This window comes from Actinomadura kijaniata, from assembly GCF_014138665.1.
Taxonomy (GTDB): domain Bacteria; phylum Actinomycetota; class Actinomycetes; order Streptosporangiales; family Streptosporangiaceae; genus Spirillospora; species Spirillospora kijaniata.
Genome location: NZ_JACJIA010000005.1, coordinates 279,679 through 301,006 on the forward strand (window position 1 = coordinate 279,679; position 21,328 = coordinate 301,006).

General features: G+C 71.7%; 19 protein-coding genes and 1 pseudogene. 6 read left to right on the forward strand and 14 right to left on the reverse strand.

Annotated features, from left to right (window positions below):
- Nucleotides 1–532 precede the first annotated feature (532 nt).
- Nucleotides 533–871, forward strand: a complete 339-nt coding sequence (locus HNR61_RS21120; RefSeq protein ID WP_182844897.1) for a hypothetical protein — start codon at nt 533–535, stop codon at nt 869–871.
- Nucleotides 872–954: 83 nt separating this feature from the next.
- Nucleotides 955–1,398, forward strand: a complete 444-nt coding sequence (locus tag HNR61_RS21125; RefSeq protein ID WP_182844898.1) for a hypothetical protein — start codon at nt 955–957, stop codon at nt 1,396–1,398.
- Between the two features lie 213 nt (nt 1,399–1,611).
- Here HNR61_RS21125 and HNR61_RS21130 read toward each other — a convergent pair whose 3' ends face one another.
- The 4 genes from HNR61_RS21130 to HNR61_RS21145 all read right to left on the reverse strand — a co-directional run bounded on the left by HNR61_RS21130 (nt 1,612) and on the right by HNR61_RS21145 (nt 5,081).
- A complete protein-coding gene (locus HNR61_RS21130) occupies nt 1,612–2,304 on the reverse strand; it encodes a hypothetical protein (RefSeq protein WP_182844899.1) in 693 nt (230 codons plus the stop codon).
- Between the two features lie 311 nt (nt 2,305–2,615).
- Nucleotides 2,616–3,098, reverse strand: coding sequence for a DJ-1/PfpI family protein (locus HNR61_RS49995; RefSeq protein ID WP_220509595.1), 483 nt, complete (start codon nt 3,096–3,098; stop codon nt 2,616–2,618).
- A gap of 82 nt (nt 3,099–3,180) precedes the next feature.
- Nucleotides 3,181–4,524 carry a Dyp-type peroxidase gene (locus tag HNR61_RS21140; RefSeq protein ID WP_182844901.1) on the reverse strand — a complete coding sequence of 448 codons (1,344 nt, stop codon included), beginning with the start codon at nt 4,522–4,524 and terminating at the stop codon, nt 3,181–3,183.
- A 110-nt stretch (nt 4,525–4,634) separates the two neighbouring features.
- Entirely contained in the window at nt 4,635–5,081 is a 447-nt protein-coding gene (locus tag HNR61_RS21145) for a MarR family winged helix-turn-helix transcriptional regulator (RefSeq protein WP_182844902.1), read from the reverse strand.
- A gap of 713 nt (nt 5,082–5,794) precedes the next feature.
- Between HNR61_RS21145 and HNR61_RS21150 the strand changes: the two genes are divergently transcribed.
- Nucleotides 5,795–6,271 carry a GNAT family N-acetyltransferase gene (locus tag HNR61_RS21150; RefSeq protein ID WP_182844903.1) on the forward strand — a complete coding sequence of 159 codons (477 nt, stop codon included), beginning with the start codon at nt 5,795–5,797 and terminating at the stop codon, nt 6,269–6,271.
- A gap of 419 nt (nt 6,272–6,690) precedes the next feature.
- Here the strand turns inward: HNR61_RS21150 and HNR61_RS21155 are convergent, their stop codons facing one another.
- The 6 genes and pseudogenes from HNR61_RS21155 to HNR61_RS21180 form a co-directional block, all read right to left on the reverse strand.
- Nucleotides 6,691–7,317 carry a Clp protease N-terminal domain-containing protein gene (locus tag HNR61_RS21155; protein WP_182844904.1) on the reverse strand — a complete coding sequence of 209 codons (627 nt, stop codon included), beginning with the start codon at nt 7,315–7,317 and terminating at the stop codon, nt 6,691–6,693.
- A gap of 342 nt (nt 7,318–7,659) precedes the next feature.
- Nucleotides 7,660–8,665: pseudogene (locus HNR61_RS21160) on the reverse strand (IS481 family transposase).
- 110 nt (nt 8,666–8,775) lie between these two features.
- Complete coding sequence (locus tag HNR61_RS21165) at nt 8,776–9,807, reverse strand: CNNM domain-containing protein (protein ID WP_182844905.1); 1,032 nt, start codon at nt 9,805–9,807, stop codon at nt 8,776–8,778.
- Complete coding sequence (locus tag HNR61_RS21170) at nt 9,804–11,192, reverse strand: hemolysin family protein (RefSeq protein WP_182844906.1); 1,389 nt, start codon at nt 11,190–11,192, stop codon at nt 9,804–9,806. Before HNR61_RS21170 ends, HNR61_RS21165 begins: the two co-directional genes overlap by 4 nt.
- 1,382 nt (nt 11,193–12,574) lie before the next feature.
- Nucleotides 12,575–13,339 carry a TauD/TfdA family dioxygenase gene (locus HNR61_RS21175; protein WP_182844907.1) on the reverse strand — a complete coding sequence of 255 codons (765 nt, stop codon included), beginning with the start codon at nt 13,337–13,339 and terminating at the stop codon, nt 12,575–12,577.
- Between the two features lie 6 nt (nt 13,340–13,345).
- The gene (locus HNR61_RS21180; RefSeq protein WP_182844908.1) at nt 13,346–14,575 is read right to left on the reverse strand and encodes an MFS transporter; all 1,230 of its coding nucleotides are present in this window, start codon (nt 14,573–14,575) and stop codon (nt 13,346–13,348) included.
- Nucleotides 14,576–14,733: 158 nt separating this feature from the next.
- Between HNR61_RS21180 and HNR61_RS21185 the strand changes: the two genes are divergently transcribed.
- The 3 genes from HNR61_RS21185 to HNR61_RS21195 are packed head-to-tail and all read left to right on the forward strand — an operon-like array spanning nt 14,734 to nt 17,631.
- On the forward strand, nt 14,734–15,741 hold the full coding sequence (locus HNR61_RS21185; RefSeq protein ID WP_182844909.1) for an ABC transporter substrate-binding protein: 1,008 nt from the start codon (nt 14,734–14,736) through the stop codon (nt 15,739–15,741).
- Nucleotides 15,731–16,879: a FecCD family ABC transporter permease gene (locus HNR61_RS21190; protein WP_182844910.1), complete on the forward strand. Its 1,149-nt coding sequence runs from the start codon at nt 15,731–15,733 to the stop codon at nt 16,877–16,879. Before HNR61_RS21185 ends, HNR61_RS21190 begins: the two co-directional genes overlap by 11 nt.
- Complete coding sequence (locus tag HNR61_RS21195) at nt 16,876–17,631, forward strand: ABC transporter ATP-binding protein (protein ID WP_182844911.1); 756 nt, start codon at nt 16,876–16,878, stop codon at nt 17,629–17,631. Before HNR61_RS21190 ends, HNR61_RS21195 begins: the two co-directional genes overlap by 4 nt.
- A gap of 95 nt (nt 17,632–17,726) precedes the next feature.
- Here the strand turns inward: HNR61_RS21195 and HNR61_RS21200 are convergent, their stop codons facing one another.
- From HNR61_RS21200 to HNR61_RS21215, 4 genes are read right to left on the reverse strand one after another with little or no spacing between them, the layout of a single operon-like run.
- Complete coding sequence (locus HNR61_RS21200; protein WP_182845198.1) at nt 17,727–18,374, reverse strand: class I SAM-dependent methyltransferase; 648 nt, start codon at nt 18,372–18,374, stop codon at nt 17,727–17,729.
- A 22-nt stretch (nt 18,375–18,396) separates the two neighbouring features.
- Nucleotides 18,397–19,398, reverse strand: coding sequence for an ABC transporter substrate-binding protein (locus tag HNR61_RS21205; RefSeq protein WP_376770263.1), 1,002 nt, complete (start codon nt 19,396–19,398; stop codon nt 18,397–18,399).
- A 16-nt stretch (nt 19,399–19,414) separates the two neighbouring features.
- The gene (locus HNR61_RS21210; protein ID WP_182844913.1) at nt 19,415–20,188 is read right to left on the reverse strand and encodes an ABC transporter ATP-binding protein; all 774 of its coding nucleotides are present in this window, start codon (nt 20,186–20,188) and stop codon (nt 19,415–19,417) included.
- Entirely contained in the window at nt 20,188–21,327 is a 1,140-nt protein-coding gene (locus HNR61_RS21215) for a FecCD family ABC transporter permease (RefSeq protein ID WP_182844914.1), read from the reverse strand. Before HNR61_RS21215 ends, HNR61_RS21210 begins: the two co-directional genes overlap by 1 nt.
- Nucleotide 21,328: the final 1 nt, after the last annotated feature.

The window sequence follows — 21,328 nt, forward strand, 5'->3', positions numbered from 1 at the left end:
TCTACCAGCAGTTGGGCGACTTGCAGACGCAACTCCTCGGCCAGGGCTGCGGAGGGCTGCCGGGTGTGGGTCAGAGCCAGGCGGTCCCAGGCGCGCAGCCACGGCCGGTGCTGGTCGACGGGGACCTGGCAGGTGGTCAGAAAGCTGACCAGCACCTTGCGGCGGGGCAGGCGACGGCTGGCGAGTATGCCCGACAGCGTGGAACGGCCCAACGGCATGGGATCGGTCTTGGTACGCCGCTCCAGCTTCCGCAGCGAGGGCTGATCGATCCGCGCATGTAGCTCCCGCGACGCCGCTCACGCTCGGTTTGCGCGGCGCGTAAGCGAGCTCCGTGGTGACGACAGGGCGGGGCTATGGCGTAGACCGTGGGCATGGCGTCATTTGCGCCTATGGCGGGGCCTGTCGTCGGTGCTTGATGATGATCATGCGTTGGTTCCCTTTGTTTCGTTAACGGCTGCGGTATTCGTGTACCAGTGACCTGCGAGCAGAGGGGGCCGAGCCTCTCTGTCCCACTTCTCCGCTGGAGGAAACAGTGACGCGTTCGATCACTCGCTGGGCCACTGTCGGCCTGGCCGTCGCGGCTGCCGGCGGCCTGTTCTCGCTGACGGCGCCGACCGCCAGCGCCCACGGGGGCTGCGGCAACCAGGGCAAGGTCGTCATCAACGACGGCACCGGCAGTGAGCCCCCGTCCACCGTCTGGGGCCACAGCCACACCACCGGCGAGCACTACGTCCACCACGTGCGCCGCAACTCCGACGGCACCAAGACCCGCCACTGGTACGAGGACAACGACACCAAGCTGCTGCCCGACCGCGACAAGCCCGACACCCCCTACCGCACCGACAAGTGCGCCCTGAACGTCACCCCGTGACCAGGCCCCCCGCGCCCGCTCCCGAGAGCGGGCGCGGGGACGCCCGACGTCCCCGCGCCCGCCTGCCGCGTACCGCTGCGCTGGTGCCAGTCGCGCTGGTGCTGATGTCACTGCCGACGGGCTGTTCCACCACAGGGGGCCAGGCCATGGCCACCTCGGCGGCCAAGCCGTCCTCGGCTCCCAAGGTTTTCAGGCTCACCGAGTTGCCCAACGGCTCGTGCCTGGCTGATGACCGTTTCCTGCGTCCCGACGGCGCGGTCGTCACCGTCGATTGCGCCCGTCCCCACATGTACCGCACCTACGCCTCCACCGACCTGCCCGCCGATATGCGCGACGGCCCCTTCCCCGGCTACCAGAAGGTCTACGACTTCACCTTGAAGTTCTGCGACGTCGAGTTCGCCAAGCTCCACAAGGGCCTCGCAGGTAAGGACGGCCGCCCGGTCGAGTACCTGATCGCGCCGATGGAGAAGGTGCAGTGGCGGCCCGAGGAGAAACGCGTGGTCTGCGCCACCGTCGTCACCCCTTGATTCAGCGAACGGACTCTGGCATCTGGCCCGCCTTTGTGGTGAGGAAGGTCTTCGAGCCCGTGCCCGGACCATCCACTTCGATCCCGGCGGCACGCCTGGCGCTGCCGGCGGCGGGGTTCTCTCGGAGAGTGACGGCGGGGCTGTGGGCAGATTTGCCGCATGGAGGTCGAGGACGACGACGCCTGATGCGTCATTTCCGTGCAGGTGGTCTGATCATGGGCTGGACACCCGTGCCGAGGCGCGCTCCTGAGACACGTGCAGGCGGGCCACGATGGCCAGGACGGCGGCGACGGCGAGCCAGGCGGCCGCCACCGGCCAGAACTCATCACCGTTGTCGCCGACCAGGACAGGGCAGAAGAGTCCGCCGACCAGCAGCCCGAACGCCAGCCCCAGGGTGGCGACCATGCCCGGCGTCGGGGGGGAGGTGCGGCGGCGCAGCCGCCAGATGCCCGTGGCCATCATGAGCAGCCCCGGCGGGACGATGATCAACGCGCCGATGAGAACTCCCGCGCGCGTGTCGACCGGGGCGGCCCGGGTCTCCTGAGACGCCCCGGCCGCCGCGATCTCGGTCAGCCGGCCACGCCAGAGGGTGCCGGTGACCCGGTCGCCCTCATCGAGCCCGTTGAGGACCGGCCCTCTGGAGGCGTAGAAGGTCTCCCACCTGGCACCGTCCGCGCTCGTCAGCACGGCACGGTTCGACTTCGACTTGCTCTTGGTCAGAGCGATGTGCGACACCGTGAACACTTGCGTCCAACGGCATTCGGCAGGTGCGACCGGAGCCGCCGGGCAGCGCTGCGCGGCCTGGTAGGCGCGCAGGTCGCGGGCGCCGTCGGGCGCCCCTGCCGCCACAAGGGCGACGGCCGACACCACCAAGGCCAGACCGCCCAGCAGGGTGAGAACGGCCATGAAGGCGTTACGCACAAGCCAGGTGAGATTGAAATATGACACGACCCTATTATCCTATTCGGCAGACCAGATCGACCTGGATGGACCAGGCTCCGCGCGGGGAGAGACCTTCGCACCGCACTACGTCGGCGCGGCCCCAGGGAAGACGACCCAGCCCGAGCCGAACGCGGGTCCCGCCACCGGCGAAGCGCAGAATGGAACGACCCGGCTGGTGCGCCCGACACTCCTGAACTGCTGGGCCCCAGCGATGGGAACGGCACGGCCAAGGGCCGGCGACCGTCATATGCGCAGGGGCGGTGAGCCCGGCGAGGTCAGTCGCCAGCGCGCCAGACGGTGCCGCGCCGTTCGTGCTCCAGGACCTTCTCGGCGAACAGCGCCGTCTCGGCCCCGTAGAACCGCTCGACCAGCCACAGCGCCAGGTCGAGGCCGGAGGTGACGCCGCCGGAGGTGACCAGGTCACCGTCGTCGACCACGCGGCCGTCGACGACCCGGCCGCCCCTGGCCCGCAGGTCCTGCTTGGCGGCGTGGTGGGTGGTGCAGGAACGGCCGTCGGTGATGCCGGCGGCGGCCAGCGCCCGGGGCAGGACGCCGCGGCCGATCTGCTCCTCCACCGCCGATCCCTCGCCCAGCCCGCCGCCGGGCACCACGATCACATCGGCCGAACGCGGGGACCACCGGGACCGCACCCTGATCTCCACGCCGGAGAAGGTGGTCACGCCGTGCTGGTCGGCGATGATGCCCAGCACCTCGACGGGACCGTCGAGGTCCTGCTCCTCCACCCCGTCGTAGAGCACCGTGTGCACCCGCGGCGGCCGGCGGGGCGGCCGTGCCCGGGAGCAGGAGGCCGCGTCGGTTCATGTCAGGTCTCCTTGCAGGTCAACGGGCGGAGAGCAATCCGGCGGCGAGGGGACGGTCGGGGCGTGCTCCGGGCGGGATGGCGAACACGGCGCTGCCGGTGTGGCGGATGAAGGCGTTCAGCCGGTCGGTGGCCAGTCTGCGCTGGGCCCGGACGAACTGTTCGGGGTCGCGCAGGTAGGCGCAGAACAGCACGCCGCTGTCATAGCGGTCGTGGCCGCTGCCGGAGTGGGCGGGCATGCCGGGGCCGTGGTCGTGGCCGGCGTGCCGGTGGCCGGTCTCGGTCGGTTCGGCGGTTCCCTGGATGCCGTAGTCGTAGTTGTAGGAGCGGCGCAGCATCGGGATGTCCCGCACCAGGGCCAGATGGGAGTCGGCGGGGATGAGGGGTTCGCCGTCCGGCCCGGTCTTGGTGAGGTCGGGGGTGGTGAACTCGTGTCCGCCGCTGAGCGGGGCACCGTTGTCGCGGCGGCGGCCGATGACCTGGTCCTGGACGTGGGCGGGGGAGGTGTCCCACTTGGGCAGGTCCATGCGGATCTTGCGGAAGACCAGGTAGGTGCCGTCGGTGAACCAGGCCGGTCCGGCGGCGGGGTCGGCCCAGACCGCGGCGTCGAACCCGGTGTCGCCGGGGCGGGGGTTGGCGGTGCCGTCCTTGTGGCCGAACAGGTTGCGTGGGGTGGCGTCGCCGAACGCTCCCAGGAATCCCTGCTGGGTCCAGCGCAGCCGGGCGGAGCCGGGGGTGCGGCTGCGCAGGGTCCGGAACGCACGGCTGAGGACCTGGGCGTCGTCGGCGCAGATCTGGACCAGCAGGTCGCCCCCGCACCAGGCGTCCTCCAGCCGGTCGTTCTCGAAGGCGGGCAACGGCTCCAGCGCGCGGGGCCGGCGGTCCGCTCGGCCGATGCGCTCGAACAGCTCGGGCCCCAGGCCGAAGGTGAGGGTCAGCCGGGCCGGGGCCAGGCCGTCGGCGACGCCGGAGTCGGCGGGGGCCTGGGGCGAACCGGCGGGGCGCAGGCCCGGTTCCCGTCCCGCCATGAGGTTCGCGGTGACCAGCGTCCACTGCTCCATCAGGGTGCCGAAGACCGTCGCGAGCTGCTCGGCGCTGCGGCGGGTGCGCTTCACCGGGTCGGTGGTCTCCAGGTCGAAGGCGGCGAAGAGGGCGTGGCGCTGTTGGGGTGCGGCGATGCCGGGCTGGTGCTTTCCGTGGAACGGCTCAGTCGAAGCGGGCACCGAGGTGGCCGACGGTGTCGCGTCGCCGTCGGCCAGGAGCACCCCGCCCGCCGCTGCGCCCGTGGCCGCCACCGCTCCGGTGGCCGCCGCGGTGGTGAGGAGGGCGCGCCGTGACAGACGGCGCCCCGGTCGTTCGGACATACGCGACTCCTCGCTCCAACGAACCTTCAGACTCCCTGAAGCTTAGAGCCTGCTTCAGGATTGCTGAAGGTGGGGTCGGATCACGGTGGGCGGGTTCGTCCGATACCAGGTCAGGAGGGGGTGGGGCCCGAGAACGCGGTGCGGATGGCGGTGCCGATCCGTTGCCGGATCGGATCGGCGCCGGGACCGAACAACCGCTCGTCGATCTCGGCCGCCGCCTGCTGCGCCTTCTCCAGCAGGAGGGCTCCCTCCTCGGTGACCTCCAGCGTCGAGGCCGACCCGGCGCGGGCGTTGCGGTCACGCACCAGCCCGGCGGCGACCAGCGCCTTCACCGCCCCGTGCACGCTCTGGACGGTGATCCCCGACATGCGCGCCAGCTCGCTGAAGGACGCGCCCGGCACACCGGCGATGTGACCGAGCAGTCCGAGCCGGGCGACGGTGAGCCCCAACGGCGCGAGAGCGGCGTTGAGCTCGGTCTCGATCCGGCGCGCCAGCGACAGCACCACGATGGAGGTGCTCGTCACGGGCGGGACCGGGCGGCCGTCGTCGGTGGTCACCGGCCCAGTCTCCCGCACCAGCCATACGCCTCGACCATCAGGGCGAGACAGGGTCTGCACCGCCAAAAGCGGGGACGGGCCCGCTATGGAGACCGGCCCATCAGCTGCATACAGCCCTGGGACGCCCTGAAGCTAGGCATCGCCGGGGGCAAGGCGGACGGCGTCCGGGAGCAGGTGCAGCTCGTAGGGGCCGTAGCACTCCGACATCTCGTTCCCCACGACGGAGCCGCAAGGGCACGCTCGGTTGGGCGGGCCGTCTCCCCGCGCTCCGCAGCAGCCCGAGGGCGTTTCCGGTGTCGTGTGCGGGATGAGGCCGGGGGCGTCTTCCGGGTGCAGGACGACGGTGTTCCGGGGACCGGCCGAAACGATGATCGTGCCGTTGGAGTCGCTGATGCACGGGCCGCCGGGGTAGGCCGCGGGACAGTCGTCGGGGTTCTCGGCTGGAACGAACGGCAATCCGTGCGGTTCGGGATCGATCGCGTAAGCGCCGCGAGGGAGCGTGGGCGGCGCCAGCCGGCGACCGTCGACCAGCGCCCCATCGAACCGGTGCCGCGCAGGGACCGCCGGAACCCGTTCGAGTTCCGCCGTGAGAGCCCTGTCACAGACGGCACAGTGAAATACGACCATGGCCGACTTCCTACCCTCCTGACGCTCGCGGAGCAAAACGGTTCAGGCACGGCCCTCCCGGTGAGGGGACGGTTAGGGTCTGTGCCATGCCTGCTGTCGCCGAGCCCGCGCCCGCTCATACCCTGCGCCCCGCGACCCGTGCTGACCTGCCCGCGGTACTGGCTCTGCTCGCTGATGAGGAGCAGGTGGTCGATCCGGCGGCGGTTGTGGTGACGGAGGCGTACGAGCGCGCCTTCGCGGCGATCGACGCGGATCCGCGCAACGAGATGCTGGTCCTGGTGGACGGCGGCGGCACGGTGGTGGGGTGCTTGCAGGCCACGTACATCCCGGGACTCGGCAAGGGTGGCGCCGAGCGCGCCTTGGTCGAGGCGGTGCGGATCCGCGCGGACCGGCGCGGGGATGGGCTCGGCCGGACCCTGATGACGCACGCGATCAACAGAGCACGCTCGCGCGGGTGCGTGCTGGTGCAGTTGACCAGCAACAAGCGGCGTGAAGCCGCGCACCGCTTCTATACCGCGCTGGGCTTCGCAGACAGCCATGAAGGGTTCAAGCTCGCGCTTTAGGGCCTGTTCGTCGTTCAGGTCATGGAGGGACGTGCGGGCTGCGTGGCCAGATGATGCATCCGCGCAGGTGAGGTCCGGCCAGGTAGCTGCTGGTCGTCTTGTCGTGGCGAGGGGCCAGCCCTCTCCCTTCCTTGAGCATCGTTGATGCGGCGTTCGACGGCGTTGCGCTCAGCGTAAAGCCGGGTGTCGCGGCTGATCGGACGGACGCCGTCATCCGAACCACGAACCTGCCCTGGGCGGCTGCGCGGCTCCGTGCCCGAACCGGCAGGTCCACCGACCTCGGGCGTCACGACCTGGACCTTACGAGGGGAGGACGACATGACGCGGGCCTCCAGCACGACGACCGGACCGCCACACCGCCGTCGCCACCAGGAGGCCCGCTCTCGCATCGGCCCTGCCCCGTTACCTTCCCGGGCCCCTCAACCCCGGTGTGTGGCCTGGCTGTAACGGCTGACCACTCCCATGGCGTTCAGCCGGTCGACGACCTCGGTCCTGACGGACTCGTAGGTGATCCGCAGGTCGGTGAGGATCTGGCAGGCACGGCTGTCGCCGCGGGCCAGCAGGGCGAGCAGGAGGTGTTCGGGCCCGATGTGACCGTGCCCGGTCCGGTCCCTCTGCCGATCAGCGCCTCGGGCCAGCACGAACGCGGCGTGCTCACTCCAGGCGAGATCCTGCGGCACGATGGTCGCGCCCGGGGGCATCGCGGCCGCGACGGCCGACTCCACGACCTCCACCGCGCCCGCCAGGTCGTCCAGGATCTCAAAGGCCAGGCCACCTGTCTGATCGTCGATCAGTCCGAGCAGCAGATGCTCGGTGCCGACGGTGCCGTGCCCGTGCGATCGGGCATGTTCTCGCGCGAGGTCGACGACTCCGTGGGCCTGGCCGCTGAACCACTCGAAGGTGATGACCGGCTGCCGTCGGTGGTCGGGGGCCTCAGCGACCTCAGCGGCCTCCCGCTCCAACTCGCGGGCGGCGTCGGTGTAGCTCTTGCCCGTTTGCGTCATGCGGGCCCGGATGGCGTTCTTGCGGGCGGCGTCCTTGACCATGGTCTTGGTCCTCTCAAGCGGTGCCCCACGCGCGCCGCCGGGAACCACCCGTGAGGGTGAAGACAGACGGTCAGGAGTCGGGAACGCTGATCCGGTGGACCTTGTCCTCTTCGCCGGGTGGCGCAGGCACCTACGGCTCGGAGCGGGCAGAACGTTCAGCCGCCGCTGCCGGGAAGTTCATCCACCCGGAAAGATCCGCGCCAGCCCAGGCCGTGAGACCCGGGGACGGGACGGTAAGGGCATGGCGCGAGAACGGCCACCTGTCCGGACTCCACCTGCACGGATGCATCATCTGGCCATGCGGCCTGCCAGCCCCTCCCTGATCTGGACTGCGGACAGGCCCTAGGTGTGCTGTTCCGACAGGTTGGTGACGCGGCTGGCGGGTGTTTGGCCGTCGATGCCGGTGTGGGGTTGGTGGTAGTTGTACCAGTCCAGCCAGTCGGGAAACGCGGCCTGTCGTTGGGCCTCTGAGGTGTAGGGGCGGATGTGGGCCCATTCCTCGGCCAGAGTGCGGTGGAAGCGTTCGACCTTGCCGTTGGTCTGGGGTCGCCAGGGCCGGGTCCAGCGGGGGGTGATGCCCAACTGGTGGCAGGTGGCGCGCCAGGTGGTCTTGGTGTACGCCCAGGCGTTGTCGGTCAGGACCCGTTGGATGGTGATGCCGTGGGTGGCGAACCAGGCGGTGGCCCGTCGCAGGAAGGTCGCGCAGGTGGCGGCGGTTTCGTCGGGCAGGTGCTCGGTGTAGGCCAGGCGGGGGTGGTCGTCCAGGGCGGTGTGCAGGTAGGTGTAGCCGGCTCCGGTCCGGTTGCGGCGGCCCTGGGCACGGCCCTGGGTGCGGCCTTGGGTGCGGCCTTGGGTGCGGCCTTGGGTGCGGCCTTGGGTGCGGTGCCCGCCTGCGTCGGGGATGCGGCCGAGTTTCTTGACGTCGATGTGGACCAGCTCGCCGGGCCGGGCCCGCTCGTAGCGGCGGATCGGCTCGCCGGTGGCTCGGTCGCAGGCGGCCAGCGGCGGCAGGCCATGGCGGACCAGGACGCGGTGGGCGGTGGAGGCGGCGATGCCGGTGCGGGCGGCCAGCCGCACCGGCCCCAGACGGTGCTCGCGCCGCAAACGCACCACTTGTGCCTCAAGCGGGGTCGGGGTGCGTCGGTCGGGGCTGGCGGTGCGGGCGGCTGGAGCGGTCGACCATCCCGGCTTGGCCGTGCTGTCGGTAGCGGTTGGCCCAGCGTTGGGCGGTGGTGTGGCTGACCTGGAAGCGTTCGGCGGCCCGGCGCAGCGGCCAGCCCTCCTCCACCACGCACCGGGCCAGACGAAGGCGTCCTGTTGGGGTCAGCGGAGCGTTACGGTGGACCATGAGGGCCTCCTGGAACTCGGTGCAGATGTCGCAATCCACACCGAACCCAGAAGGCCCTCACCCGTTCAAGCGCCCAGCACGCGTGTCACCAACGTCCCGGGACAACACACCTAGCGGGTGCCTGACAGGTCCCGGTTGTGGTCGGCGCGCGGGAACAGGCGCCGGAGCACGTCGTTGATGGTGACGACGCCCAGGACCTGTTCGCCTTCGGTGACCAGGGCCAGTTGCTCGCCGGTCTCGCGCATCCGGGCCAGCGCCGTGTAGACAGGCGTGTCGGCGGTCATCAGGAACGCGGGCCGGGTGAGGTGCGCGATGCCGGCCGTCTCGGGCTCGGCCAACGTGTCGCGCACGTGGACGACCTTCCAGCCGGTACCGGGGCCGGGGACCAGGATGCGCAGGTGGCCCGAGGTGTGGCTGGCGGCCTGCACGTCGGCCACGGTGGCCTCCGAAACGACAGAGGCCGGTGTGCTCCCGCGCTTGACCAGGTCGCCGATCCGCAGGTTCCGCAGGTCCAGGGCCTCCGACAGCTGGGCCGAGTAGGCGGCGTCCAGCGCGCCGACGTTGGCCGAGTGCTCGACCAGGTGGCGCAGCGCGTCGGGATCCTGGCCGGAGTCGACCTGGTCGGCGGCCTCGACGCCGACCAGGCGCAGGCACCGGTTGGCCGATTCGTTCAGGGCGCGCAGCAGCGGGCGGGTCAGCCACATGAAGCCGCGCATCGGCAGCGCCAGCAGCGTCGCCGACTTCTCGGGGTGGGCGATGGCCCAGGACTTGGGCGCCATCTCTCCGATCACCAGGTGCAGGAACGTCACGATCAGCAACGCCAGCACGAAACCCGCCGCGTCGGCCAGCCACAGCGGCGCGCCCCACGACTCCGCCAGCGGCGTGAGCCAGTGGTGCACCGCCGGTTTGGAGACCGCGCCCAGCGCCAGGGTGCACACCGTGATGCCGAGCTGGGCCCCGGCCAGCAGCACCGTCAGCTCCGAGGCGCTGCGCAGCGCGGCCCGTGCCGACCGGCTGGTGGGCGCGGCGTCCTCCAGCCGGTGCCGCTTGGCGGCGATGAGCGCGAACTCCACCGCGACGAAGAACGCGCTCAGCGCGATGATGGCGACGGTGGCGGCCAGCACCACCCACGGGTTGCTCATCGCCGGGCCTGCCTTTCGTCGTCGGCGGGGACGGCGGCGTCGGGTGTGACCACCTGCAGCCGGATGACGGAGGGCACGTGGTTGTCGACCTCCAGGACCTCCACGTGGACGAACCTGGCGGGCGGCTCGTCGGCGTGGGCCAGGTCGGCGGGGTCGGCGGGCAGTTCGATGTCCAGTTCCGTACCGACCTCGGGCAGCGCGTCGTGGGCGGCGATCACCAGGCCGGCGATGGTCTCGTAGTCGCCCTCGGGCAGCCGGTGGTCGATGGTGCGCTCGACCTCGTCGATGTGGAAGCCGCCCGGAATGATCCAGGCGTCGCCCACGGCGGTCGCGGCGGGTTCGTCGGCGTCGGCGTCGTGCTCGTCGGTGATCTCGCCGACCAGCTCCTCAGCCAGGTCCTCCAGCGTCACCACCCCGGCGAAGCCGCCGAACTCGTCGATCACGCAGGCCAGCTGGTTACGGTCGTCGGCCAGCTGGTCCAGCGCGGCGGGCAGTGTCATCAGCGTCGGTACCACCGTGGCCGGACGCATGATCGCCGAGACCGGGTCCGAGCCGTCCGGGGCGGCCAGCACGTCGTCCAGGTGGACCACGCCGACGATGCGCTCGGCGTCGTCCAGGACGGGATAGCGGGAGTGACCGGTGCTCATCAGCCGTCGCACCTCGGCGACGGTGGCGGTGTCGTCGACGGTGTCGACGTGTGCCCGGGGGATCATGGCGTGTTCGACGTCGCGGTGCGGGAAGTCCAGGATGCGGTCCAGCAGGATCGACAGGTCCGGCGGTAGGTCGCCGCTGCGGCGCGAGTCGGCCACGATGTGCGCCAGGTCGCGTTCGGTGGCGGCGTGCTCCACGTCGTGCACCGGCTCGATGCGCAGCAGCCGCAACAGCAGGTTCGACGACTGGTCGAACACCCGGATCAGCCAGCCGAACGCCTTCAGGTAGATCAGCGTCGAGCGTGACAGGCGCCGGGCCACCGCTTCGGGCCGGGCGATGGCCAGGTTCTTGGGGAACAGCTCGCCGAACACCATCTGCACCAGCGTCGACAGAGCCAGCGCCAGCACGGTGCCGACCGCCACGCCGACGCCCTTGGGCACGCCGACCCCGCCGATGATGTCGCCGAAGGCCCGTCCGATCATCGGCTCGGCCACGTAACCGACCAGCAGACCGGTCACGGTGATGCCGAGCTGGGCCCCCGACAGCATGAACGAGGTGCGCCGGGTCACCGCCAGCGCACGCCCGGCGGCCCGGTCCCCGGCGGCCGCGCGCGCGTTCAGCCGCGAGCGGTCCACCGCCATGTAGGCGAACTCCTGGGCGACGAAGTAGCCCGTCAGCGCGGTGATCGCCAGGACCACCACCACGCCGAGCAACAGGGACAGTGCGGTGATCAACGCAGGACCGCCCGGGTGCCGGCCGACGGGCGGGCGGTATCAGGAGGAACGGGGTCAGGAGGTAGGTCGCTGCTCATGACTCTCTCTGTTGGACGACGTGCCCACCAGGACGGTGGGCAAGGGCGGAAGGTTCCCCCTGTGCCCGCTGAAAAACCTCAGGCCGAAGCCGCGACATCCGGCCAGGGGTGACGAGGACACCCTTCAATATTATGTTTGTAGTAGATCGGCGGCCCCGCCGTGATGGCGGCAAGGCCCAGGGGTGCCTCGACCATGGCCCCATGTCATCGGGGTGTGGCGCTGGCGACCTGACACTTCAGTTCGCCGCATGATCCCACCGGCGGTCCAGGCTGTCCGTGGTCTTCGCCGACCTGTTCGACCCCCAGGGGCGGCGGCAACAGTCGTGGTGGAGCACCGGCCTGACCATCCTGTGCCGCGGCAGGGTTCGCCCGGAAAATCTTCTGGCGGGCTGCCGGGTGCCCGCTCCGGCCTCCTGGCCCGCGACCGCCCCGGCGAGCGTGGCCGGTCGCCGCGCGGCCACCGCGCCGACAGGCTCGCGTCTGCCACCCTTCGCGCAGGCACTTTAGCGATCAAGCAGTGCCGGCCCGAGCGGATCCCGCGAGGCGGCAACGTCTCGCCCACCGAACAGACTCGGCGGCTGAGGCCCTTGCCGTTCCCGCCGTCGGAGGACGGCGGGAACGGTGGGCCCGGGAGGGCGATGATCACTCGTGCCCTCTGGGGAGCGCCCGGACACTCCTCTTCGTCTATTGCGCCAGTGGTGGACAGGCGCCGTCATCCGCGAGACGACGATGGCCGTCCCGCGGGGGAGCCTGGGTAGCGCTTCACCTTCGACGCGGTCGGTGTGTCCGCCATACCGCACGGCCCGGGAACGGGGCCGCAGGTCGGTGTGCTGGGCCCCGGCGACGACAGCCGGGCGCTCCACGGCGGTTGCTTCGCCCATCGTGGCGCCCCGGTCACGGCCCTGCGGAGGCGTGCATCTCCTTGGCGGCCTCAGGTGGGAATGGGGCAGGAGCGGTCGGTCGAAGCCGACGGTCCTGAGGACTTGCGCGGCCCGCCGGTTCAGCGGCGCTGCCGAAGGGCGTTCAAAGAATTACTGTTGTAGTAGTCCGTGATGCGGCAAGGTGCCCTCCTATCGGGAAGAGCGGCACCGCACGGGGCGGAAGGAATCAACGTCAAGAGCCTGTCGCCGATGATGAGCCCAGACGACACCCCATCCGCGGATTCGACAGGTCATCGGTCCTCGTCATCCTGGACCCGGGACTACTGCGCCGCCGGCCTCACACCGGCATGATGGAACCCTGATGAGACCGCGCCCCTCCGTCGGCTCCTGATCAGGCCTCCCACCCGCTCGGCAGGATCCTGCTTCATCTGGCGTCACAGGTGAGGAGGGTCAGGATCTCGACGACGCGGTCTCCGGTGTGCGCGTCGCGTCCGTGCCAGCAGCGGTGGTTGTCCAGGACGAGGATGTCGCCCTCGTCCAGCAGGACGCGCGGCAGTGCGGGCTCCAACCGGCGTACGGCGTGCTCGAAGCGTTCGAGCATGGCGCGGGTGTGGTCCTCGTCGGGGTCGCGGTGCAGCGGGACGGCGCCGTCGGTGCGGCGGACGATGCGGCGGCCGGTGCGGGTGTACTCGACGTGCCGGGCCACGCGCGGCGTCGCCGGGAGCCCGCGCAGTCCCGCCCAGGCGCCGTAAAGGTCGACGTCGGTGCCGGTGAGGAACGCCCACAGTTCCGGATCGGCCTCGGCGCAGTGGTCGGTGAACCGGTAGGCGTCGGCGACGAAGGACTCCCCGCCCTCGTCTGCCGGCCGGACGCACTGGACGAGCACGTGGTCCTCGTCGGGGTGGCGGCGGCGTTCGGGGACGCCGCCGACGTCGACGACCACGTCGAAGCCGTCGGCGTGCAGGTGGACGGTGCCGCCGTCCGTGCTGTGCCTGCGGCGATGCGGGAACAGGCGGCGGATGCGGCCGCCGAGCACGAGCGCGGCGGCGACGGTGAGGTTGTCGGCGCCGGTTTCCAGGCCGGTCAGGATGACCGCGCCGTCCTGGACGAGCCGCTCGCGTGCCCGGTCGGCCTCGGAGGCGTCGATGCGGGCCGGGACGACGCCGACGGACGGCGGAAACGTGGACATGGGCGGCTACCTGACCGAGAAGTGACGGGAGCTGGGAACGAGCGCGGCGGCGGCGGGCGCGGCGAAGCAGACCACGGCGCAGGCGCCGAGGACGGGGCCGTACCCGAAGGCGTCCATGGCCGGGGCGATGAGGGCCAGCCCGAGAGGGGCCAGTCCGTAGGACAGCAGGAAGTCCAGGGACGACACGCGGGCGAGCTTGTCGGGGGCGACCTCGCGCTGGGTGGCGGTGAACCAGGGCACGTTGAACAGTTCGATGCCGATCCCGGTCAGCACGTAGGCGGCGATGACGACCGTCGGGTGCACCGGTAGCAGCAGGGCCAGCGGGGCGACGCCGTAGCAGGCCAGGCCCGCCAGCGCGGCCCAGCCCTGCGCCCGGGGCCGCCAGCGGGCGACGAGCAGCGCGCCCACCAGCGCCCCGACGATGTAGGCGGTGGCGGCCCCGGCGAGTACCGCCTCGCTGCCGTAACGGTCGCGGCTGACCAGCGGTAGGGCCACTCCGGTCGCGGAGTACCCGGTGGCGATGACGGCTGTGAGCGCGGCCAGCCCGGCCAGGAACCAGGGATGCCGGCGTGCTTCGCGGACGCCCTCGGTGAACTCGGCCCAGAACCCGGGGCGGCCGGTGCCCGGTCTCCGGATCGGAACTCCGGCCGGGGGCGCCAGGGCGGCGACCAGCCAGAGCGCCCCGATGCCGATCAGCAGGCCCCGGGCGTCGACGAGGACGGCCAGCAGGGCGGCCACGGCGGGGCCGACCAGGGTGGTGACCCGGACGGCCAGGGTGATGGCGGCGTTGGCCTGCCGGCGCCGTCCCTCCTCGACCACCTCGGCCGTCAGGGCCTGGAACGCGGGCCGGCAGGCGCCCTGCCCGGCGCCGGACACCGCTGCCGCGACCGCCATCAGCGCCACCGAACGGCCCAGTCCCAGGGCGATCAGGGGCGCGGCGACGGCGGCGGTCAGCCCCGACCACAGCACCACGGCGCGCCGCGAACGCCGGTCGGCGATCACGCCGCTGACCGGCACCGCGGCCAGGAACCCCACGGTGCGGGCGGCCAGCACCACGCCCAGGCCGGTGGGGGAGAGCGAACGTTCCAGGACCGCCAGCCCGAGGACGAACGGCAGCGCCCAGGTCGCCAGGCCGGAGGCCGTGGTGCCCGCCCACAGCCGCAGGAAGCGCACCTCGCGCAGAACCGGACGGGGTGAGGCGCCCTCGCCGAGGACGGATGAAGGGGATGCTGTCACGAGTTGCCGCTGCTCCTACGCGCTCTGGGACGAATCTCCCGGGAGGAGCTCGTTGTCCGAGAATTGATGAAAGTGATTATCATCGCCGATGCATGCTAGTTGCAACTCCTTCGCAATAAGCTGGGCATGACCGTACACGAAGCCCCCTGGAGCCCCCCATGTCACGCCGTGCAGCCGCCGGCCTTCTCGCGGCCACCGCCGTGGCCCTGTCCGCCTGCGCCTCCCCCGCGCAGAAGACCTCCTCCGGTGACGCGTCCCGGACCGTGTCGGTGCAGAGCTGCGGGCAGCGCCTGTCGTTCGCCAGGACGCCCGGCCGGGCGGTGGCGCTGGACCAGTCGGCCACCGAGACCCTGCTGGCGCTCGGCCTGGCCGGACGGATGGCCGGCACGGCGTTCCTGAAGGCCGATATCTCACCGCCGTACCAGGCCGACTACCGCAAGGTGCCGGTGCTCAGCGCCAAGGCGCTCACCGCCGAGGGGTTGCGCAACGCCAACCCCGACGTCGCGGTGGCCTCGTTCACCAGCCTGTTCACCAAGGACCGGGCGGGCACCCGTGAGGAGCTGCACAGGCTCGGCCTGCCCACCTACGTCAGCGCGGTCGACTGCCCCAAGGACAACACCGCCGGGCTCACCCCGTTCGACCTGCTCTTCCAGGACTACCAGAACTACGGGCGCGTCTTCGGCGTCACCGACCGCGCCACCCGGCTGGTCGCCGAGCAGCGCAAGGCCCTGGACGAGGCCGCCCGCCTCAAAGGCGGACTCAAGGGGCCGGTCTCGGTGGCCTACGTGTACTCGGTGTTCAACGGCACCCCCTACGTGGCGGGCAAGGGCGGGATCCCCAGCGAGATCAGCCGGCTGACCGGCGTGCGCAACGTCTTCGACGACGTCGGCGAGCAGTGGCCCCAGGTCACCTGGGAGGCGGTGGCCGAACGGCGGCCCGACGTCATCGTGCTGGGCGACCTGACCACCCAGGCGTCGCCCGCCGGGAACACCGCGGCGCAGAAGCTCGCCACGATGCGCGCGCACCCCACCCTGTCCCGGCTCCCGGCCGTACGCGACGACAGGACCATCACCGTCACGGCGATCGAGATGGATCCGGGGGTGCGCTCGGTCAACGTCCTGCGCGCCCTGGTCGACGGAGTCCGGCGCTTCGGCCATGCCCGCTGAGCCGCGGGTCTTCGGCGACGTGCCGGACGGCCTCGGCGAGGACCGGACCACCGCCTCACTCCTGCATCCGAGCGCCCGGTCGCGGCCGGTGGCCGAGGGTGCCGCTCCCGTCTCCGCGCCCCGGCGCTCGGGGCTGTCGCTGGCGGCGCTGTTCCTGCTGGGCACGGTGGCGCTGGCGGCCTCGGTCGCGGTGTCGGCGCGGATCGGTGTCAGCGACCTGGGCTACGGCGAGATCGGCCGCGCGCTGGGCGTCCGTCTCGGACTGCCGGTCGAGCCGCTGCCCGGACTGGTCGACTCCCTGGTGTGGGACCTGCGGCTGCCGCGCGTCCTGCTGGCCGCCGTGGTGGGGGCGATGCTCGCGGTGTGCGGGACCGTGCTGCAGGCGGTGACCCGCAACGCGCTGGCCGACCCCTACCTGCTCGGGGTGTCCTCGGGCGCCTCCACCGGCGCGGTGCTGCTGGTCGTCCTGGGCGTCGGCGCCGCCCAGGTCGGCATCACCGGAGCCGCGTTCGCCGGCGGGCTGGCGTCGTTCGGGATGCTGATGCTGCTGCTGCGCCGGGACGGGCTGGACTCCGCCCGCATCGTGCTGACCGGAGTGATCGTCGGGCAGCTCTTCTCGGCGATCACCTCGATGGTCCTGATGGCGTCCGCCGACGCGGAGACCAACCGGGCCATCACCCACTGGCTGCTGGGCTCGATGGCGTCGGCCCGCTGGGACACGGTCGTGATCTGCGCCCTGGCCACCGCCGTGGGGCTGGCGGTGATGTGGTCGTTCTCCACGGCCCTGGACGGGATGTCCTTCGGCGCCGACACCGCCGCCTCGCTCGGCATCGACGTGCGGACCACCCGGCTGGTGCTGCTGGTGGTCACCGCGCTGGTGACCTCGGCGGCGGTGGCGTCGGTGGGGGCGGTCGGGTTCGTCGGCCTGATCGTGCCGCACGGCGTCCGGTTCGTGGTGGGGCCGCTGCACCGGGTGCTGCTGCCGTTCGCCGCCCTGACCGGAGCGATCTTCCTGGTCTGGACCGACGTGCTGGCCCGGATCGTGTTCTCCCCGCAGGAGATCCCGGTCGGGGCGGTCACCGCGCTGCTCGGCGTTCCGCTGTTCCTGCTGGTGCTGCGCAGGCGAGGTGAGCTGTGAGGATCTCGATCGAGGGGCTGGACTGGGCGGCGGGCGGCCGGACCATCGTCCGGGACGTGACCGCGGAGATCCCCGCCGGGGCGACCGTGGGGCTGATCGGCCCGAACGGCTCGGGCAAGTCCTCGCTGCTGCGCTGCGTCGCGGGCCTGCGCACGCCCTCCCGCGGGACCGTCCGCTACGACGGCGACGACATCCGCGGCTGGTCCGCCCGCCGCGTCGCCCGGCAGGCGGCCTTCGTCGAGCAGACCGCCGACACCCACAGCGAACTGCGGATCGCCGACATCGTCGCCCTCGGCCGGACCCCCTTCCGCGACCGGTGGCGGGGACTGGGCGGCACCGACCGCGCCGTCATCGACGCCGCGCTCGCCCGGATGGAACTCACCGACCTGGCCGACCGGCAGTGGCGCACCCTGTCGGGCGGCGAACGCCAGCGCGCCCACATCGCCCGCGCCCTGGCCCAGCAACCGTGGGCCCTCCTGCTCGACGAACCCACCAACCATCTGGACGTCAGGCACCAGCTCGACCTGCTGCGGCTGCTGGCCGACACCGACCAGACGGTCCTGGTCGTCCTGCACGACCTGCCGCTTGCCGCCCGGTTCTGCGACCGGCTGCTGATGCTGCACCACGGCTCGCTCGTCGCGGCCGGTCCGCCCGAACAGGTCCTCACCGCCGACCGGATCCGCGACGTCTTCGAGGTCGACGCCGAACTCGGCCGGGACAGCACCGGCTCCCTCAGCCTCACCTATCGGTGAGGGGCCCGGTGCGGGCTCCTCACCCGCACCGGTGCCGACCGCGCCGCGATGACCGAACCCACGGCCGGAAGAGCGATCGGGACACGAGGCCGGCGTCAGACCGAACCGACGACCACCGGAGAGGTCGCGTCGAGAAGATCGATCCTCTCGTCGGTCAGGGCGTTGAGGAAACGATCTCGCCCCCGGTCGATCGCCGCCTCGTCGAGGTCGTGCAGCATCGCGCGGAAACCGGTACCGACCACCAGACTCCAGGCGTTGCCCGGGGTCAGTTCCACCTGCCACGCGATCCGGTGCACGTTCACGGCGGTGAGGCCCGGGCCCGCCGGGACGCTCGGCCATCGCACTGCGGTGCGACAGCGCGCCGAAGTCCTCCAGCGCGCCTTCGGCCCAGGTGGCGACGGAGAACCGGCCGCCCGGCCGCAGTAGCCCGGCCAGCCTGCGGGCCGAGGCGTCCTGTCCGGCAGGAAGAAGATCCCATAACCGCACAGGACGAGGTCGTACGAGCCAGGGCCGGACCATTCCGTCACATCGGCCGCATGGAACCTCACCTGGTCGAGTCCCTCGGCCGCGGCCCGCCGACGGCCCGGTTCCACCAGGCCGTCGGCCAGGTCCACGGCGTCGACCCGGCCGGTGGCGCCGACCGCGCGGGCGGCCGGGATCGCCGAGGCGACCGCGCCATAGTCGCGGGCGGCGGCGGCGTCGAAGACCTCGCCGGTCTGCGGAGGCGCGAGGAGGCCGGTGATCCCGGCCCGCCGGGATGGGCGATCAGCGTCCGAGGGTGTGCAGGTACTTGGCGAACTTCTCCAGGCCGTCGATGACGCGGGGGCCGCTGATGCCTTCGTTGTAGTCGAGGACGAAGAAGTTGTCCTCCCTGACGGCGGGCAGGTCCCGGGTGTGGGGCGACGTCTTCAAAAAGTCGATCTTCTTCTTGGCGGGCTGGTCGCCGTAGTCCAGGATGATGATCACTTCGGGTGCGGACCTGGTGACGGCCTCCCAGGTGACCTGGGTCCAGCGCTGGTCGAGGCCGTCGAAGACGTTGCGGCCTCCGGCGGAGGCGATGATGTCGGTCGGCGGGACCTGGCGTCCGGCGGTGAACGGCTGGTCGGTGCCGGAGTCGTAGAGGAAGACCGGGACCGGTTCGCCCTTGGGCGCGCGGGCCCGGACGTCCTGCACGCGCTTCTTCAGACCGGCCACGACCTCGGCCGCCCTGGACTCCACGCGGAAGATCTTGCCGAGCCGTTCGAGGTCGGTGTAGAGGGCTTCGAACGGAGTGACGCGCTCGGGGTGTCCGGGGTAGTTGAAGCAGCTCTCGGTGTGCATGAAGCTCTGGATGCCGAGCTTGTCAAGGATCTGCGGGGTGATGCCCCGCCGGTCGCTGAAGCCGGAGTTCCAGCCCGCCACGACCAGGTCGGCCTTGGCGGCCACGACGACCTCCTTGTTGAGCAGGTCGTCGCTGAGCATCTTCACCTTGGCGTATTCGGACGCCCACGGGGACTCGGTGACCGGCGGGTTGGCGGGCGGCATCACGTAACCGTGCACGTGCTTGGTCAACCCCAGGGCGAAGAGCTTGTCGGCGCTGCCGCCCTCGTAGGCGACCGTCCGCTTGGGAAGCGTGTACCGGACCGGCTCGCCGCATCTGTTGACGGTGGCCTTCCCGGCCGCGGTGTCCTGTTCGACCTTGGCGCCGCAGCCGGTGAGCAGCAGGGTGGCCGCGACGGCGGTGCCGAGGGCGGCGCGGCGCCGTCCCCGGAAGGGGAGGGGGGTCATGCTCATGATCTGCCTTTCAGGCCGGAGGGGTCAGCGAGTACAGCAACTGGGGGGCGCCGGTCAGCGGATGGGCGACGAGGCTGGCCTTGACGCCGAACACCCGGTCGACCAGCTCCGGGGTGATCACCTCGGCGGGGGTGCCGGCGGCCACCAGCCGGCCCTGGGACAGCACGCCGATCCGGTCGCAGGCCGCCGCGGCGAGGTTGAGGTCGTGCAGCACGACCAGGACGGTCAGCCCGTATCCCCGCAGCAGCGACAGCAGCTCGATCTGATGGCGCACGTCCAGATGGTTGGTCGGCTCGTCGAGCACCAGGACCTCGGGCTCCTGGACCAGGGCGCGGGCCAGCAGGACGCGCTGGCGCTCCCCGCCCGACAGCGTGAGCACCCCGCGGTGCGCCAGATGGCCGATGTCGAGAAGACCCATCACCCGCTCGCACACCTCCCGCTCCCGCGAGCTGAGCGCCTGGTTGCCCCGCAGATGAGGGGTACGGCCCAGCGCGACGACCTCCTCGACGGTGAAGTCGAGGTCGACGGCGCCCTCCTGGGTCATGGCCGCGACGAGTTGCGCGCTGCGGCGCACGGGCAGCCGGGACAGGTCGTCGGCGCCCACCCGTACGGTGCCGGAGCTGGGACGGAGCGCGCGGTACACGCATCGCAGGGCGGTGGACTTCCCGCTGCCGTTGGGGCCGACCAGACCGACGACCTGCCCGCTGCCCACCTTCAGCGACAGGTCGCGCAGCAGGTGCTCGCCGTCGGTCACCACCGACAGGCCGTCCAGGACCAGGTCCATCAGCGACCTCCGAAGATGTAGGCGCGACGGCGCATCAGGACGATGAACACCGGGACACCGACCAGCGCGGTGATGGCGCCCAGCGGCATCTCGCGCGGAGCCACCAGGGTCCGGGAGACCAGGTCGGCCCACACCATGAAGACCGCTCCGGCCAGCGGCGCGACGGCCAGCACCCGGGCATGGACGGCCCCGACCACCATGCGCACCAGGTGCGGCATGACCAGCCCGACGAAGCCGATGGCCCCGCTCACGGCGACCATCACCCCGGTGACCAGCGAGACGAGCACGAGCAGGCTCCGGCGATGCCGGTCGGGGTCGATGCCCAGGCTCGCGGCGGTCTCGTCGCCGAGCGCCAGGACGTCCAGGGCCCGGGCATGGCGGTACAGCACGGCCGTGCCGAGGACCACCACCGACCCCACCAGCGGAAGCGCTCCCCAGTTGGCCGCGCCGAAGCCGCCCATCGTCCAGTACAGGACCGTGCTGGTCGCCTCGCCGTCCGGCGCGAAGTAGATGATCACGCTCATCAGCGCCTGGAACCCGAGCGCCAGGGCCACGCCCGTCAGGACCAGCCGCAGCGGGGACAGCGCACCCCTGCTGGAGGACGCGGCGTACACCAGCAGCGACGCGGCCAGAGCGCCGGCGAAGGCGCCGGTGGAGACTGCGTACACGCCCAGCGCCGCCAGCCCGCCGGTGACCGTGACGACGACCGCGCCGACGGAGGCGCCCGAGGAGACCCCCAGGACGAAGGGGTCGGCGAGCGGGTTGCGCACCAGCGCCTGGATCGCGACCCCGATCGCGCTCAGACCGGCCCCCACCAGCGCCGCCAGCAGCACCCGCGGCGTGCGGATCTGCCAGATGATCTGGTAGGTCGACGCCTCGTCGGCGCCGATGCGCCCGCCGCTGAGCGCCGCCCACAGATACCGCGCCGTCTCCTCCGGCGGGACCACGGTGGCCCCCAGCCCGATGGCCACGACGACGGAGACCGCCAGAACGGCCGCCAGCACCAGGCAGGTCGCGGTCAGACCCGTGCGGGAGACGACGCGCCTCCGTGCTCCGGCCGCCGGTGAGGCGGGCGCTGTCGGCGCCGGCTCTGTGGGCTCGGCATCAGCCGATGGCCCGGAGACCGCGGGTGAGGGCATG

Bases quoted from the DNA above. Each gene is read 5' to 3' on its own strand.
- HNR61_RS21130 (WP_182844899.1), bottom strand. From the start codon at position 2,304: ATGGCCGTTCTCACCCTGCTGGGCGGTCTGGCCTTGGTGGTGTCGGCC.
- HNR61_RS21140 (WP_182844901.1), bottom strand. From the start codon at position 4,524: ATGTCCGAACGACCGGGGCGCCGTCTGTCACGGCGCGCCCTCCTCACC.
- HNR61_RS21150 (WP_182844903.1), top strand. From the start codon at position 5,795: ATGCCTGCTGTCGCCGAGCCCGCGCCCGCTCATACCCTGCGCCCCGCG.
- HNR61_RS21155 (WP_182844904.1), bottom strand. From the start codon at position 7,317: ATGGTCAAGGACGCCGCCCGCAAGAACGCCATCCGGGCCCGCATGACG.
- HNR61_RS21165 (WP_182844905.1), bottom strand. From the start codon at position 9,807: ATGAGCAACCCGTGGGTGGTGCTGGCCGCCACCGTCGCCATCATCGCG.
- HNR61_RS21175 (WP_182844907.1), bottom strand. From the start codon at position 13,339: ATGTCCACGTTTCCGCCGTCCGTCGGCGTCGTCCCGGCCCGCATCGAC.
- HNR61_RS21185 (WP_182844909.1), top strand. From the start codon at position 14,734: ATGTCACGCCGTGCAGCCGCCGGCCTTCTCGCGGCCACCGCCGTGGCC.
- HNR61_RS21190 (WP_182844910.1), top strand. From the start codon at position 15,731: ATGCCCGCTGAGCCGCGGGTCTTCGGCGACGTGCCGGACGGCCTCGGC.
- HNR61_RS21205 (WP_376770263.1), bottom strand. From the start codon at position 19,398: ATGACCCCCCTCCCCTTCCGGGGACGGCGCCGCGCCGCCCTCGGCACC.
- HNR61_RS21210 (WP_182844913.1), bottom strand. From the start codon at position 20,188: ATGGACCTGGTCCTGGACGGCCTGTCGGTGGTGACCGACGGCGAGCAC.
- HNR61_RS21215 (WP_182844914.1), bottom strand. From the start codon at position 21,327: ATGCCCTCACCCGCGGTCTCCGGGCCATCGGCTGATGCCGAGCCCACA.